This window comes from Chamaesiphon sp. VAR_48_metabat_403, assembly GCF_031422475.1.
In the GTDB taxonomy this organism is placed as follows: domain Bacteria; phylum Cyanobacteriota; class Cyanobacteriia; order Cyanobacteriales; family Chamaesiphonaceae; genus Chamaesiphon.
This window is the reverse complement of the sequence record NZ_JANPLS010000456.1, coordinates 1-15,297: the sequence shown is the minus strand read 5'-3', so window position 1 is coordinate 15,297 and position 15,297 is coordinate 1. Positions and strand designations below refer to the sequence as shown.

Annotated in this window: 15 protein-coding genes; 7 read left to right on the top strand and 8 right to left on the bottom strand. The window is 46.3% G+C overall.

Going from position 1 to position 15,297, the window contains the following annotated elements:
- Window positions 1-99: 99 nt before the first annotated feature.
- The 3 genes from RMO79_RS22010 to RMO79_RS22000 form a co-directional block, all read right to left on the bottom strand.
- Window positions 100-2,067 carry a nitrate ABC transporter ATP-binding protein gene (locus RMO79_RS22010; RefSeq protein ID WP_310485408.1) on the bottom strand — a complete coding sequence of 656 codons (1,968 nt, stop codon included), beginning with the start codon at window positions 2,065-2,067 and terminating at the stop codon, window positions 100-102.
- Window positions 2,068-2,272: 205 nt separating this feature from the next.
- Window positions 2,273-3,106: a nitrate ABC transporter permease gene (ntrB, locus tag RMO79_RS22005; RefSeq protein ID WP_396136658.1), complete on the bottom strand. Its 834-nt coding sequence runs from the start codon at window positions 3,104-3,106 to the stop codon at window positions 2,273-2,275.
- 51 nt (window positions 3,107-3,157) lie between these two features.
- A complete protein-coding gene (locus RMO79_RS22000; protein WP_310485406.1) occupies window positions 3,158-4,507 on the bottom strand; it encodes a CmpA/NrtA family ABC transporter substrate-binding protein in 1,350 nt (449 codons plus the stop codon).
- Window positions 4,508-4,966: 459 nt separating this feature from the next.
- Between RMO79_RS22000 and RMO79_RS21995 the strand changes: the two genes are divergently transcribed.
- Window positions 4,967-5,944, top strand: a complete 978-nt coding sequence (locus tag RMO79_RS21995; protein ID WP_310485405.1) for a LysR substrate-binding domain-containing protein — start codon at window positions 4,967-4,969, stop codon at window positions 5,942-5,944.
- A 29-nt stretch (window positions 5,945-5,973) separates the two neighbouring features.
- Here RMO79_RS21995 and RMO79_RS21990 read toward each other — a convergent pair whose 3' ends face one another.
- Window positions 5,974-6,378, bottom strand: a complete 405-nt coding sequence (locus RMO79_RS21990) for a KTSC domain-containing protein (RefSeq protein WP_310485403.1) — start codon at window positions 6,376-6,378, stop codon at window positions 5,974-5,976.
- A 68-nt stretch (window positions 6,379-6,446) separates the two neighbouring features.
- Window positions 6,447-7,454, bottom strand: a complete 1,008-nt coding sequence (locus RMO79_RS21985) for a YHYH protein (RefSeq protein WP_310485402.1) — start codon at window positions 7,452-7,454, stop codon at window positions 6,447-6,449.
- Between the two features lie 240 nt (window positions 7,455-7,694).
- Between RMO79_RS21985 and RMO79_RS21980 the strand changes: the two genes are divergently transcribed.
- The 5 genes from RMO79_RS21980 to RMO79_RS21960 all read left to right on the top strand — a co-directional run bounded on the left by RMO79_RS21980 (window position 7,695) and on the right by RMO79_RS21960 (window position 11,268).
- Entirely contained in the window at window positions 7,695-7,823 is a 129-nt protein-coding gene (locus tag RMO79_RS21980; RefSeq protein WP_310485401.1) for a hypothetical protein, read from the top strand.
- 20 nt (window positions 7,824-7,843) lie between these two features.
- A complete protein-coding gene (locus RMO79_RS21975; RefSeq protein ID WP_310485400.1) occupies window positions 7,844-8,371 on the top strand; it encodes a hypothetical protein in 528 nt (175 codons plus the stop codon).
- A gap of 19 nt (window positions 8,372-8,390) precedes the next feature.
- The gene (locus tag RMO79_RS21970) at window positions 8,391-9,932 is read left to right on the top strand and encodes a SagB/ThcOx family dehydrogenase (protein WP_310485399.1); all 1,542 of its coding nucleotides are present in this window, start codon (window positions 8,391-8,393) and stop codon (window positions 9,930-9,932) included.
- A gap of 252 nt (window positions 9,933-10,184) precedes the next feature.
- Window positions 10,185-10,529, top strand: coding sequence for a hypothetical protein (locus RMO79_RS21965; protein WP_310485398.1), 345 nt, complete (start codon window positions 10,185-10,187; stop codon window positions 10,527-10,529).
- Between the two features lie 115 nt (window positions 10,530-10,644).
- A complete protein-coding gene (locus RMO79_RS21960) occupies window positions 10,645-11,268 on the top strand; it encodes a hypothetical protein (RefSeq protein ID WP_310485397.1) in 624 nt (207 codons plus the stop codon).
- Window positions 11,269-11,471: 203 nt separating this feature from the next.
- Here the strand turns inward: RMO79_RS21960 and RMO79_RS21955 are convergent, their stop codons facing one another.
- Window positions 11,472-12,005, bottom strand: a complete 534-nt coding sequence (locus RMO79_RS21955; protein ID WP_310485396.1) for a nuclear transport factor 2 family protein — start codon at window positions 12,003-12,005, stop codon at window positions 11,472-11,474.
- A gap of 85 nt (window positions 12,006-12,090) precedes the next feature.
- Between RMO79_RS21955 and RMO79_RS21950 the strand changes: the two genes are divergently transcribed.
- Window positions 12,091-12,591: an orange carotenoid protein N-terminal domain-containing protein gene (locus tag RMO79_RS21950; protein WP_310485395.1), complete on the top strand. Its 501-nt coding sequence runs from the start codon at window positions 12,091-12,093 to the stop codon at window positions 12,589-12,591.
- Window positions 12,592-13,070: 479 nt separating this feature from the next.
- Here the strand turns inward: RMO79_RS21950 and RMO79_RS21945 are convergent, their stop codons facing one another.
- Both RMO79_RS21945 and RMO79_RS21940 read right to left on the bottom strand, forming a co-directional pair.
- Window positions 13,071-13,808 carry a hypothetical protein gene (locus RMO79_RS21945; protein ID WP_310485394.1) on the bottom strand — a complete coding sequence of 246 codons (738 nt, stop codon included), beginning with the start codon at window positions 13,806-13,808 and terminating at the stop codon, window positions 13,071-13,073.
- A 251-nt stretch (window positions 13,809-14,059) separates the two neighbouring features.
- Window positions 14,060-15,297: peptidase domain-containing ABC transporter (locus tag RMO79_RS21940; RefSeq protein WP_310485393.1), on the bottom strand; the 1,238-nt coding region annotated here is incomplete at its 5' end.

The following is a 15,297-nucleotide window of genomic DNA, read 5'->3' as shown; positions in this document are numbered from 1 at the left end:
AGTGCGAAGTCCGCCTACGCGGACTGAGATATTAGTTAGTCCGCGTAGGCGGACTTTGCACTCCAAGCAGCGGTTTCTAACCGCTGGGATTATTGGTAACTAATGAATTTCCGCGAGAGTGATATCGCGTTTGATTTCGAGATTGTTGAGATAGCGAATCGGATCTTCGGCATCGAAAGTAGTACCATCGACGAGCTTAATCGAACCGCGACTGTAGGAAATCTCGGTCATTCCCAGTTCCCGCGCTGCGGTACTAAATACCCCCACCCGGCAGGTATTTTCCAGCACCTCTACCCAATTGCGGGGAAACGGCACATCCCCCCACCGCGCCATTTCGACCATATGCCACAGATGTTCAGTCCGACTAGGACGATTGACACCATCGCCGAAAAAGACGTGGTGAGCGACCGATTCTACCCCAGGGACGATATCATTGGGACCGCCCAGATGAATGAAATCGATATTGGTACCGATATATTCCTTGCGGGCTAAAATTTGGCGAATTTCTTGGGCATTAGCAGGATCGGCGCAGTAGCGGCAAGCGTCTAGAAGTGCTTTATTTAGGGCGATAAAGGTATTGGGGAAGGCAGTTGCCCAATCTTGGCGACAGCCTAAAACTTTGCCAGGATGACCGTTCCAGATGTCGATATCGCGGGCGATCGTAAAGCCAATTCCTTCGGTCTCGGCGCGGAGGTTCCACGGATCGCCAACACAAAAACCGTCAAGTGTCCCGTTTTTCAAATCTACGACCATTTGAGCGGGCGGAATTTGTTTCAGGTGTAGCTCGTGGTCAGGATCGATGCCGCCGCTAGCTAGCCAATAGCGCAGCAGCAGGTTGTGCATAGAGGAAGGGTGGACTACACCCATCCGGTGGGGTTCATTGGGGGTAGCACGGATCACCTCACGGAAGTGGGCAAGGTTTTGGACACCAAGCTTCTTAAATCTGCGATCGAGTGTAATAGCATTACCATTGCGGCTGATGGTGAGGGAGCTAACTACGGGCGTGGGTTGACCACTACCGCCAAGGGTAATCCACAGGGGCATTCCCGATGGCATGGCTGCTGCATCAATATAGCCGCCAGCAAGTCCATCGACAACGCCGCGCCAACTAGATTCTCTCACTAGGGAGGCTTGCTCTAAGCCGTGTTTGACAAAGAAACCTTTTTCTTTGGCAATAATCATCGGCGCACATGCTGTTAAGGGCACGAATCCGAGTTGCAAGTTAACTTTTTCTAACCCGTGGGCAGCAACATTTTGAACTTTCTGCGCCCGCATTTTTTTGACTTGCTTCTGCTGGTTGAGAAAGTAAATAATTTCGCTGCGGAGCTGATAGTAACTCGGATGTTTAACGGCTTCTAACCGTTTGCGGGGACGGGGAATATCGACTTCTAAAATCGAACCAATTTTGGAAGCTGGGCCATTTGTGAGCATTACCACTCGATCGCTCATCAGTACGGCTTCATCGACTTCGTGAGTCACCATCAATGCCGAAATTTCGTTATCTTCGCAAATTTTAACGAGCTGTTCTTGCAATTTACCCCGCGTCAGCGCGTCGAGTACACCAAAGGGTTCGTCAAGTAACAACAAGCGCGGTTGCACGGCTAGAGCGCGGGCGATCGCCACCCGTTGGCGCATCCCCCCAGACATTTCACTGGGATATTTGTCGATTTCTTTAGAAAGTCCGACGACATCGACATAGTGTTCGACGATTTCTTTTCGCTCTTGAGCAGTTTTTTCGGTCAGCACTTCATCAACTGCAAAAGCAACGTTTTCACGGACGGTCATCCACGGTAAGAGTGAATAGTTCTGGAAAACTACGATCCGATCGGGACCAGGTTTAGTAATAGTTAATCCTTCGAGTGAAACTACTCCTTCGGTGGCTAAATCCAGTCCCGCAATCATATTTAGCAGGGTAGATTTGCCACATCCAGAGTGACCAATTAGGGAAATAAATTCACCGCGTTTAATTTGAAGATCGATACCACGTAGGGCGATATATTCTTTCCCACCACCAAGCGGGAAGGTTTTCCCCGCATCTTTAATATTGACTAATTCGGCTGTTGACATGGCAGTTTATAAATTTTGAATTATTAATAATTGCTATCGGTATTTGGCGATCGAGAATCGAGAGGGTTTGGTTAAATTGCTTCGTTGGAGATCTGAATCCCCCAACCCCCTTAAAAAGGGGGCTTTAACCCGGTTCCCCCCTTTTTAAGGGGGGTTAGGGGGGATTCTCTAGGGTCTATGAGTGCAAGAGATCGCCAAACAAAAGCTACTGTTTGACGATTTTGTTCTGCAACCAAGACATTGCCATATCGAGCAACAAACCAACCGCACCAATCCAAACCAGGGCAAGAATAACTTCGCTGATGTAGTTATTTTGATAAGCTTCCCAGATAAAGAAACCAATTCCAACGATCCCAGACATCACGATTTCAGCGGCGATAATTGCCAACCAAGCTAAACTAATTGCCACGCGCAAACCAGTGAAAATATAGGGCAGTGCGGAAGGGAGTAGAATTTTGAAGAAGTATTTTTGCTTGGAAGCTTGGACGACTTTGGAGACGTTAATGTAATCTTGAGGAATCTGTTTGACACCAACTGCCGTATTAATTAAAATCGGCCAGACTGCGGTAATAAAGATTACGAAGAGAGCAGCGGGTTCGTTTTTGTTCAAGGCAGCGAGAGAAATCGGTACCCAAGCCAAAGGGGGCACAGTTCTCAAGAATAGGAACAAAGGATCGAGCGCGCGGGAGAGCATTTCACTGGTACCGATCGCAATGCCCAGGCTAATTCCAACAATCGCCGCTAATGTATAACTAATCCCCACCCGCTGCAAACTTGCCCAAGTCTGCCAAAACATCCCTTTGTCGATGCCGCCGCGATCGTAGAAAGGATATTTCACTAATTCAAAAGTCCGAGGATCGGTAAATAGGCTCGATGGGCCAGGTAAGAGGGTAATTCCCGAAGCCGATAATGCTTCCCACAAAGCTAAGAACGTAAAAATCGCGATCGCTGGTGGTAGGACATTTTTCTTAATTGTTTTGGCGGATATTTCCATCCCACCAATCCGAAATCCCGATGATTTACGTATGCCAGTTGTCATAATAATGCTCCGAAATTAATTGATAATTGAGAATTGGGTTGTTAGCAGATATTAAGCTTTCATAGTTTTGATTTTTAAGCTATCTAGATAAGCTTTCGGCTTTGCAGGATCGAATTCGGCACCATCGAAGAATTTTTCGATGCCGCGAGAAGTAGAGGGGGGAATGTCTGCGCTGGCAATGCCCAATTCTTGAGCGGCTTCTCGCCAATACTTTTCACCACTGACCGCATTGATAATTCGATCGGCTTCACCTAATGCACCCTGAGGTAAAAATCCCCACCGGACGCTTTCGGTCAAGAACCAGAGATCGTGACTCTTATAAGGATAGGAAACGCTGCCGCGAGCATCTTTCCAATAGCGAATTGCTAACTTTTCATCCTTAACTGTTTTGCGATCGGCACCGAGGATATACTCACCTGTGTAGGGGCCAATTAATAGGTCGCTGGGAACGTTGAAGTATTTCCGTTGTCCCAAGATAGCCGCCATTTCTGCTCTATTTTTTGGATCGTCGCACCACATTTGGGCTTCCATGATGCCTTTGAGAATTGCCTTAGCAGCTTTGGGATGTTTTCTCACCCAATCTTCGCGCATTGCAAAGTATTCTTCTGGGTGTGCTGGCCAAATTTGAGCTGTGAGAACGGCTAGGATTCCATACTTGCGCTTATCCCGTAGAATCCGTGACGGCCAAGGATCGCCCGTACTAAAGCCATCCATCGAGCCAGTCCGCATACTTGCTACCGTTTGCGCGGCGGGTACGGCAATCAGATCGATATCTTTAGTCGGATCGATGCCACCTGCGCCCAGCCAATAGCGAATCCAAAAATCTTGATTGACGCGGGGGAAGGTATAGGCAGCCTTAAAGGGCTTACCATTAGCTTTCATTTCTCTAACATATTCGGCTGCGCCCGATACATTTAGATCGAAGCCTTTACCAGCATGTTGTGAGGCGATCGCGATCCCATTACCTTGAGTGCTCAACTGCGCCATCGACAACATCGGAATTTTGCGATTGCCCTTGGTAATCAGCCCTTCCGAAATCAACTGCGGCATCGGCATCTGCCACTGTCCGCCATCGATTCCACCGTTAACCGAGCCGATTTCAATATTATCTCGCGCCGAACCCCAAGAGGCTTGTTTCGATACATCAACATCGGTCATGCCGTGGCGAGCGAAAAACCCTTTTTCCCTAGCAATAATCAATGGTGCTGATTCGGCGATCGCAATATAGCCCAGTTTGACGGCTGTCGTTTCTGGGGTAGTTGTCGAACTCAGAGTCAGTGCTTGTGCTTTAGGCGATAAAGAGTCTGGCGAGGGTGGGTTGATGGCGCAGCCTTTGAGCAGGGTTGCGCCACCAGCGGCACCAGCCGCCAGCAGAAAGTGCCGACGCGAGAGATGTTGCATGGGTTTTTAAAGTGGGTATCTGAAAGTTGAGGAGATTTTAAGGTCGATATTTAGAATTGACAAAATCAATGATTTAATTAAATATCATAGAAAACATCATCACATAAGTTTGATGTGTTTGTCAATACATCACGGCAATATAAATCTAGACGATCCCCAGATCGAGGGACTATACTCCTAGACATTGCACAGCAAGCCATTGCAGGAATCAACTCCAGGTCGATCTCCACGGAGTAGCCCATAGAAGTAAACAATTGTAAATCGTCAAATTGATAGAACAGGTCTATATAATTGGTCGATGCTGGTAAATTTTAAAATAGGTGAATTAAATTTTAAGTGCTATGGTAATAGAAAGTATCTATCAAAAGATCTCGACTACCGCTAAAGCATTTAGTCCTAGTACAGATCCGATCGCTTTTCTGGCACGAATTACCCTACCCCCCATCCCGCCACACAACTGTGAAACAAGCCACAATCCATCAGTTACATGTGTTAGAGGCGATTGCGCGGCACAATAGTTTCACTCGTGCTGCTGAAGAGTTGAACCTCACACAGCCGACCGTATCCCAACAAATGAAGCAACTGACTAAAATTGTTGGCATTCCTTTAGTCGAGCAATTAGGCAAACGCTTTTATCTAACCGAAGCAGGCAAAGAAGTGCTCGCCGCCAGTCAAGAAATTTCGAGCCGCCTCGAATTACTCGAAAGCAGCCTCAATGAATTAAAAGGTTTAGAAAAAGGTCACTTGAGCCTAGCAACGACGACTACGGCTAAATACTTCGTCCCCAGACTGCTGGGTACCTTCAAGCGACAGCATCCCGCCATCGAGCTGAGTCTCAATATTACCAATCAAGCGCAAGTACTCGACAGGCTTGCCCACAATCAAGACGATCTGTATTTTACGGGCAGACCGCCCAAAGAACTCGATATCGAACTGCGACCCATTTTACCCAATCCCTTGGTAGTAGTCGCTCCCAGCAATCATCCCCTCGCCCGCGAACAAAAAACAATCCCGCTCAAGCGATTAATTGAAGAGCAATTTATCATGCGCGAACCTGGCTCTGGTACTCGCGCCATTGTGGAGCAATTTTTTGCCGACAATCGCCTAGAAATAAATACCGTGATGGAAATGAGCAGCAATGAAGCAATCAAACAAGGCATTGCAGGCGGCTTGGGACTTTCGGTGTTGTCCTTGCACTGCCTATCGTTAGCCGTTCCGGGCGGCCCGTTAACTTTTTTAAATGTTGAAGGTTTTCCGATTCAACAGCAGTGGTATGTAGTTTATCCTTCTGGCAAACAGTTATCTCTTGCCGCTCAAACATTCCTAGATTTTTTACTCAATGAAGGTAAGGCAATCGTTGAAGGTACGTTAGAAGACCTGTCGAACTTGAATGTTTTACCCCATCCACAGGCAATCGATCCGATCTCTGTTAGTTAATCTACCCAATTTATCCTAAATGCCGATCGTTATTCAATTCGCTCCGATGGATAATAACCTTTAATTTCATGGTTGTAAAAACTGCCGATTGAATCTGTCGATTGGAGATCTTCCCATAGTTCTGGCTCGATGTGGGAATATTGGTAAACAGCTCCACTATTAAATTCAATTTGCAAGATCTCGCGCTCGTCATCGTAACCGACTCGTGCTGCCATTGAAGAACAGGCAGGCAACATCTCGATCTCCTCGCTCGGCGCAATCGCTGGAGTAGCTGCAATTATCCGATCTAGTAGTTGCAATCCTTCGTAAGCTGCCAGTGGCGCGGGAATTTCGACATACTCTATTTCATCGTCGCGCTCGATGAGTAGCTTGAGTCCATTATCGTCGTGCGCGATCGCTCTCAAGCTGCTTAAATCGATTTTACTTAGCTTCATCTAAAAATGTGCTCCAACAATATCAGTGAGATCGTCAGTTATTTGCCAACACCCATAGTACTATTATATCATAAATTGGGACGATCTTCCAATCTCAAGTCAGGATTATTAGCCCCTGGTGGTGGTTCGGGGCGACGTTCTGGTCTGGGCGGGCGGGCGATTTTTATCGGCGTACCGCGATAGCAGCCGATCGTGTAGGGATATTCCCAGGTAGCATGATAGTGATAGAGTTTGGTCTGTTTGCCATCCCAATCAACTGTATGGGTGTGACCGTGACAGACATCTAAATCGCTATTAGTGGCAGCCTTACCACCTTCGAGGCGATGACCGTAGATGCCAAATCCATCCAGTGCGTAACCGAGTAATGCTGAGTGTCCCTTGCCGGGATCGCGTTTATTCAGGCAAGTAGTAATACTGTGATAGTGATACGTGCCGCGATGTTCGGGGTGTCCCTGACAACTATCTTGAATTTCATGAGCGACGGCATCTTTGCCATTAGCATCGAGCGCGTTAAATAAATAACCGCCATTGAGGAGGATGCCAACTTGCCCCATCTGTACGCACGAGGGATTTGCAGCGAGTTGCGGGTTGACGGGTAAATTTAGGGTTGCGGTAACCGATCGAATCGAATTAGGATTGCGATCGAAAGCATAAGCATCATCCTGTGGCGAGATCGGAAAATCACCAGTCGGATCTTGAGGAAGGCGATTGCTGGCAATCTGGCGCGATCGATCTTTGATGGTAATATCGAAGTCACCCGGCCAATAGACGCGACCGCTGACAGTCGGCTTGGTAGTGAAATTATATGTGGCATTGTCGCCAATCCAATCGCCGCTGGCATGTGCGCCATGTCGGGGCGGGCCACCAAATTCAGTCCGACACGACCACAAAAATCCAGTTTGGGGTTGAGTCGAAATCCGCCCATCGCCGATGGGAATATGGCGAAGATCGATTGTCGGTGACGGTTTGTAAGCGAGTGTGGGTTGCGGTTGATAAGCAACTGCCGTCCAACCGAAAGTAGTTACGAGCAGTACGACTAAACATAGACAGATGGAGATCGCATCGCGCGCGCGCAATTTTCTATGCCTAATCTTCCAAAAGTGTCTCATTGATTAGAGTCTTCCCGAATAGCGACGATTCAATCCTTCTTTTATTATCATCGATCGGTTGCCGATCTAGCTAATCGAAGGTAACTTCTCAATAAACGCTGGTAGCTAAAAATATCGCACCCCGACTATGGATAAATTGCGTAAAAATAGAATCAGTTTTAAATTTAGTTAACGATCGTCCCCCAAGTCACCGCCCAAGGAAAAAACTTGACATGCGAAACCTCCGCCAACCTTCGCCCGGTATTACTCGCCAATCGTGTGTTCAAAAAATTTAGATCGCCTGAAATTTATGCGACGGGAACTACCCACCCCAATAGTCTATTCCCTAAAGCCTAAAACCTAAAACCTAAAGCCTAATGATGACTTTCCACATTTCCCCACTAATTCGGATTACCCTGAGCTTGCTATACGTCTCCCTAATGATACCCCTGCCATTTTTGGCAACATTTACCCATGCAGAGGTGCCAGCGTGGTTGTTATGGGTGGGAATTGGATTGGGATTTGTGGCATTACAGGGTGCATTGAGTCAGCGCGTGGTAGCAGACGAGCGCGCGATTGGGGTTAATTATCCGAGCTGGGTGCCGACTTTTTTTACAAAAAGCTGGGAATTAGCATGGAGCGAAGTTAAAGAATTAAAAATGCGGACGACGGGACAGGGTGGATTAGTTTATTATTTTATTAATGGTAGTGGCGAAGGTTTTTTACTACCGATGCGGGTAGCGGGTTTCAATCGATTGGTCGGACTGGTTCAACAATATACCGCGATCGATACTACCGATGTTCGCCCGCTGTCTCAACCGTGGATGTATTTTGCGTTATTAGGATTAACATTTTTTATGTTGTTAATCGATACTTGGACAATTTGGACAGCAATGTCAATATAATTTACAATTAATTAATATTATGGTTGACTCATTTGCCCAACATTACCACCAGCGGACAAAATACGATCCAGAGACGATTTCATCCAAAAGTCACGGTTTAGACTGGAGCCAACAACCATCGTCGTATAAAGAATATAAAATCGGGACTATTTACGATCTCAAGCCATTTTTACAATCGACAAAGCAAGATGTCGATAGTCAGTGGTGGCAGCGATTATCGTTGTTTTTATTGTGTAGTTATGGTTTGACTGCTAGAATTCAGACGATGGGCGATCCGATGTATTTACGGGCGGCTCCATCGGCGGGGGGATTGTATCCAGCCGAGATTTATTTGGTATCTAATGGCAATAATTTATTACCATCCGGACTATATAATTATCAAGTCAAAGATCATACTCTGATTCATTTTTGGGCGAGCGATGTTTGGCAAAATATACGCGGTGCTTGTTTCAATCATCCCGCTTTAGCGGTGGCGAATTTTGCACTGATTACAACGGCGGTATTTTATCGATCGGCTTGGCGATATCAAGATCGTGCCTACCGCCGCATTTTTCTAGATACCGGACATTTACTCGGTAATATCGAACTAGCTGGCTCGATCAATGGATTTAGACCCTATTTAATAGGCGGTTTTGTCGATCGACAAATCGATGAATTACTCTATCTTAATACCGAATTAGAAGGCGCGGTAACGGTAATTCCTTGTGTCGATATCGATGCCAATCCCAATCCGGCGATCGGCTTTTTCCCATCGGGGTTACCATCGAGAATCAACCTCGAATATCCAGAATTACCCGACGGAGAATTATTAAAACATTGTCATCAACTGACTGAGATTACTAAATTCAGTCAGTTGCCAGCTAATCCAGCCAATATCAATTCGGTTCAATTAGATGATAAATATAACTTCCCATTCTGCTTGAAAATATCGACAGCCATCTCGCCAATTTTGTGGCAGAAACGATCGTCGAGCGACTTGCAAAATCAACTACCATTATCTGGCTTAGAAGATACCATTCTCAAACGTCGATCTACCCGCGCTTATACGGGTGCAGAATTGAACCTAGATGAACTCAAATCAGTCTTAGATTTTACCTATCATCCTCACCATTATCTCGACCAACATTTAGATCCGAGTCCTAATTATTTCGATTTAGATTTAATTGAAACCTTTATCGCCGTTTCTGGGGTACGTGGATTAGAAGAAGGCTGTTATTATTATGCACCAAAAGCACAAGAACTCCGCCAAATTCGGTTCAAAAACTTTCGCCAAGAATTACATTATCTCTGTTTGGGACAAGAATTAGGACGCGATGCTGGCGCGGTAATTTTTCACACCGCAGATCTGCCAATGGCAATCCAAAAATATGGAGATCGTGCATATCGCTATCTCCATCTCGATGCCGGACATTTAGGACAACGGTTAAATTTAGCCGCAATTCGGCTCGATCTTGGCGTTAGTGGAATTGCCGGATTTTTTGACGATCGCGTCAATGAAGTACTCGGAATTCCAGAAGATGAAGCTGTATTGTATATTACCACATTGGGTCGTCCGGCATGAGTTTGAGACGAGGGGACGAGGGGACTGGGAGACTGGGAGACTGGGAGATCGAACGCACGATCGCTATCCACACTTCTCCTTACGGAGCGACTGAAATCACGCGGAGGTTCCCTCCGCATGTGTTTCAGTCAAGACAGACGCTACGCTACGGCTGTCGTATAGCCAAAGGCGAGGCTACGCCAACAGTGCCAGCTATTCACTCTAGATGTCTAATTTGACACTGTAAACTGAATATATACTAGGAATAAAATTATGATGAACAAAACAGTTAAAATTTGGATCTCAGTAATTAGTGTGATATTTGCAGTGGGAATTTTGCTTCCCAACATATCCGCGCTAGCAAATAAAGACACGGCGGCTCCTGCTACCGCCAAGCCAGCTACCTTGACTTTGACTGGTACCATCCGCAAATTAGCTGTAGAAGGCACTTGTTATCAACTAGCTGCTGATAACGGTCAAAAGTATGAATTGATGGGCAAATTCCCCAAAATTGATGGCACTAAAGTGCGAGTTAGCGGCGTTGTCAAAACAGATATGGTAACTATTTGCCAAGTCGGACAACCGTTGCAAGTCAAAACTGTGCGCGTGATTAAATAATTTGCTGGAGCGATGCGCGATGCAGTGGCAACATAAATTGTCGATCGGCTTAATGATATTATGATCTAGCTGTCAACAGACCGATCGACAAGTTACACTTCAACCATCAGCAGCCGTGCCATTAAGGAAAGGATATATCATCCCGGTGGGGACGGTGGGGATAGTTTCAATATCGGCAAAAACTCCTGCAAATTATCAGTTAAAAGTAATTTTCCCAGATTTAGTTTTACCTCAGCAAGGGAGCCAGACTCCTGCTAAAATCTGGCTGAGAAAGAACGATACTGTCAAGTTGAAGAATGCCATTCAGTTATTTAATCCTAACGGCACTACGATCGATCTCCCCAAAATTCTACCAGTAGCAATCGAGCAGTGGTGTACAAACGATGGGGGCTTTCATTATCGATCGATCGTCAAGATTAGCATCCCAAAAGCTAAATTACGACAGTCGATCGATCGAATTACTAAAATAGAAAAATTTGCTTTATTTGCCGTAGTTGGCAATCTCCAAAATCTGCAACCGCTGACAAAACCTTTTTTAAAAACCACTGGTACCGGGAAGTTCCAGATTACTCACAAGTTAATTATGGAGGGGAAACAATCCCCATCCAACCGATTGGTAGCGCGAGTGGTAGAAAGCGGAAACCCGCTGTGGGATGGTTGCGGCGATGGCGAAGAGCGTCCCGCATTATTCTTAGAAACAGCAACCGCAACCTCGGATCTCCGGTGTTGTGCGCCATAAATGGGGATAGGGGATAGTGGATCCCACATTCCGCTGTTTGGAGAGCGATTACCTCCGGTAGGCTTCGCCAACGAAATAATTAGGAATGTGGCGTAGGGAGGAGATAGTAGCGGCGAAAAGCATCACAGAAGTTGGTAAATCGATTACTCCGGCTGCGCCTCACCGACGATCGCTATATTCACTATCCACTATTCCCTAATTCCCTATCTTTTAATTTTCAATAATTCAGATAATGGAGCCAAAAGTTTTACTTCTACTAGGCAAATGCGATCTGCTGGTGTTAATTGCATCAGCCAACTGACATTTATGGTAAAGTGGTTAGTTTTTACTCGTCCCTGGATGTGGTATTGACTAATATCGTTATCTTTAATTAACATCGCGCCAGATTCGGGACAAAATATCATCCCTCGTGCTTCCCGCTCCAGATATGTCGCGATCGCATCTCGACCTGAAAGCGGCAGATCGAAGGGCGGATGGAGACAGGCATTATCGGTAAATAATGCTGCGGCTGCGGCAAAGTTACCACTATTCAAGCTATTAAAATATGCCACGATGCTGGGCGATGCTACACCAGCGATGTTCTCAATTAATAACTCTGTCTCAATATAACTAGTTGTATTCACGATCGTTAGTGATATATATTTATCGATTGAATAACCTATCAGCTTAGACCGATCGGGCAAATCGAGGTCATCATATTTATCGAAACATAAATCGTCATTATTTCTATCTACCATTCGACCGATCGTTATCTCTATCTAAAGTAGGTACGATCGCGATGAGATTGTGAGTATGGTAGAGAAAACAACTGAGGACAAAACTGTGACGACTGTTATTTCAAACGTTCATCCAGAAGTGACTGCTGCTTTTGCCGAGCTAGAAACAGACCAAAAACTTGCACTACTGTGGTTTATTTATACAGAAGTTGGTAAATCGATTACTCCGGCTGCGCCTGGAGCCAGCACCGCCTCACCGACAATTGCGGAAGGATTATTCGGGCAAGTTGCCCAGATGAGTCATGAAGAACAATTACAAATCCAACGAGATTTAGTAGAGCGCAATAATAATCTCATCGGTCGTGAATATGGCGCGCTCAGTGACACTACTAAGTTATTATTTTGGTATCTATTAGCGCAAGGGATGGATGAGACTAAAATTATCCCCATGCCAGCAGATTATCAGCTTTCGGAAGCTGCAACTCAATGCATGACTAAATTGCAAGCTCTCGAACATTCCCAACAAATTTCGGTACTCCGCAATCTAGTTGCAGATATGGGTGCCGATCCTGAAACTAGTCCTCATGATGAGGAAACTGGACTGTAACGTGAAATAATTGGCGCGATTGGGTTTTACCGCTTGGATCTAATTCTTAGACAGCAGTTGACGCGATCGCGTTTTTAGGATTATTTAGATCGATCTTTGTTTAAATAGTGACCCCAGAGAGATATCCTTACTCTGGGGCGGTGAAGTATCGCCAACATTCTGCCAGGATGATATCCGGTTATCGATCGGTCATTCATAAAGCCGTGTGTTTAGCCGCTAAACTACCGATGCAAGGATTAAGCATCGGACGAGAATCGAACTCGTGTCTCACAGACATTGCCGATCGAAGGTCGATACAAAAGCAGCGATTTTGAGTCTTAAACTAGAGTAATAACCTAAAGCTAAATTTAAAATTAACACCCGGAAGCGGCTTTGCTGTTTGCCTACTCCCCTGCATAAATCTATAGGGGAGGTAGGATTTGCACCTACAAAATTTCTTCCTAGTGGGCACTGAATCTAAGACTGTACTCGATCGTCTATTATACCTCATCGCCGAACAGATAATCGAAGATTGGGGTGGCCGGATCGTGGGTAGTGACTTCGACTTGGTTGGCAGCTTCGCGGGCTTTGGCGATCACTTTTTCGAGTTTGGCGACTTTATTCGTCAACTGTTTGATGCGAGCTGGCGATAGCGCGCCTGTAAATTTTAAAGCCGTCCAAGTGCCTTCGGGCACGTCTTCAGAAGATTCTTTTACCTGTGCGGGATGCTCTTTGGTGGCTTCATAGAGTACCACTGGCTTAACGATTCTTTTGGTTTTAGTCGTCAATTTGGGAGTACTGACAAAACAATCGCGGGTACTATCGTAAACCCATTCTTCGGTAATATCTTGAACTGGCAGACTAGCAATAAAAGTCTTGATATCTTCGACTTGTTTTTCTAGAAATAACAGATAGGTAACGGGTACCCCAGTTAAAATTGCTGTACCATCGACTTCTATATCCGCAGTCGCGCGACAATTGGCAATATCCTGCGCCATGCAATCATTTAAGAGTTCGCGATTGGCATCGGCAAATTGCCTAATGATATCTTCGGCTTTGTAGTTTAGCGATTTAGATTCGGGTGGGTAGATAAATCCGTCATCGTCGCGGGGTGCGTAGGTACGCGACAATCCATCGAACAGATCGCGTTTTTGGATGATGTGGTAGAGTGCTGTTTTGGCTTTGGCGGTAGCTGTTTTGGTTTTTTGAATGACTGGTAATAACTGGTGTAATTTCATGTCTCGATCGGTCTATATGCTACTTCTATCTTAGTTGCTGCGGTAAGCGTTACGGGTTTTCTGTCTTAATGAGTTACACTGCGATCTCAAGTAGGAATTTAGCTGTTGGAGTTGTTGGACTTGCGGCGGAGATCTACCCACCCCGCCCTACGGGCACCCCTCCGAGGAGGGGATTTACCTACGCACATCCTCGTCTTCTATTCCCTATTCCCTATTCCCTATTCCCTATTCCCTATTCCCTATTCCCTAGTCTAAAGCTGAGATTCCTGTTGTTGGTACAGGCAATAATATCGCCCTTGTAATGCCATTAGTTCGGTATGGGTGCCTGATTCGGCTACCAGACCGCGATCCATCATTACGATGATATCGGCATTGCGGATGGTGGTGAGTCGGTGGGTGATAAAAAATACCGTTCTCCCGGCAAAAGCGTCGGCGATATTCGCACATACCCGATTTTCGGATTCGTAGTCGAGCGCGCTGGTGGCTTCATCTAAGATTAACAGGCGGGGGTTCTGAAGGATCGTTCGGGCGATCGCCACTCGTTGGCGTTGTCCGCCGGATAAGCCCGATCCGCGTTCGCCGACGGGGGAGTTGTACCCATTGGGTAGCTCCATGATAAAGTCGTGAGCGTGGGCGATTTTAGCGGCGGCGATAATTTGGTCGGTAGTCGCATCGGGATAATTGAGGGCGATATTTTCTTGAACGCTGCCTTCAAACAACAGGGTATCTTGGGGAACGATGCCGATTTGCTGGCGGAGTGAATAAAGTTCGACTTTGGAAATATCGTAATCATCTACCAAAATGCGTCCCGATTCGAGCGGATACAGTCGGGGTAATAATTTCATTAAGGTACTCTTACCAGAGCCACTTTGACCGACGATGCCGATAAATTTACCCGCCTCAAATTCTAAGCTGACACCATCGAGATTGAGCGCGCCTGTGGGTGCGAACCGGAAGGAAACGTTATCGAATTTGACATGACCGCGAATCGTGGGCATGGGAATATTGCCTCGATCGATCTCAGTAGATTCCATCGGCGTATCGAGAATATCGGCAATCCGTTCGAGAGAAAGTGCCGTTTCTTGGAAGTTCTGCCACAGTTGTGTGAGCCGCAATAAGGGGCTGGTAACGTACCCAGAAATGATTCGGAAGGCGATGAGCTGTCCGAGGGTAAGTTTGCCGTCTAGGACTAAATAAGCACCCACCCACAGCACTAGCAAACTAGAGATCTGGTTGAGAAAGGTGGTTGCAGAATTGGCGGTGGTGAAGGTAATTACGGTTTGGAACCCCGCCATGACATACTGAGTGTAGCGTTCTTGCCATTTCCAGCGAGATCGCAGTTCGACATTTTGGGCTTTGACGGTTTGAATGCCAGCAATAACTTCGACCAGATGCGATTGAGATCGGGCGTTGCGTTCGGCTTTGGCGCGTAATTGTTTGCGGGCGATCGGGGATACAGCGGTGGTAATTAACACGCACAGCGGCAGCG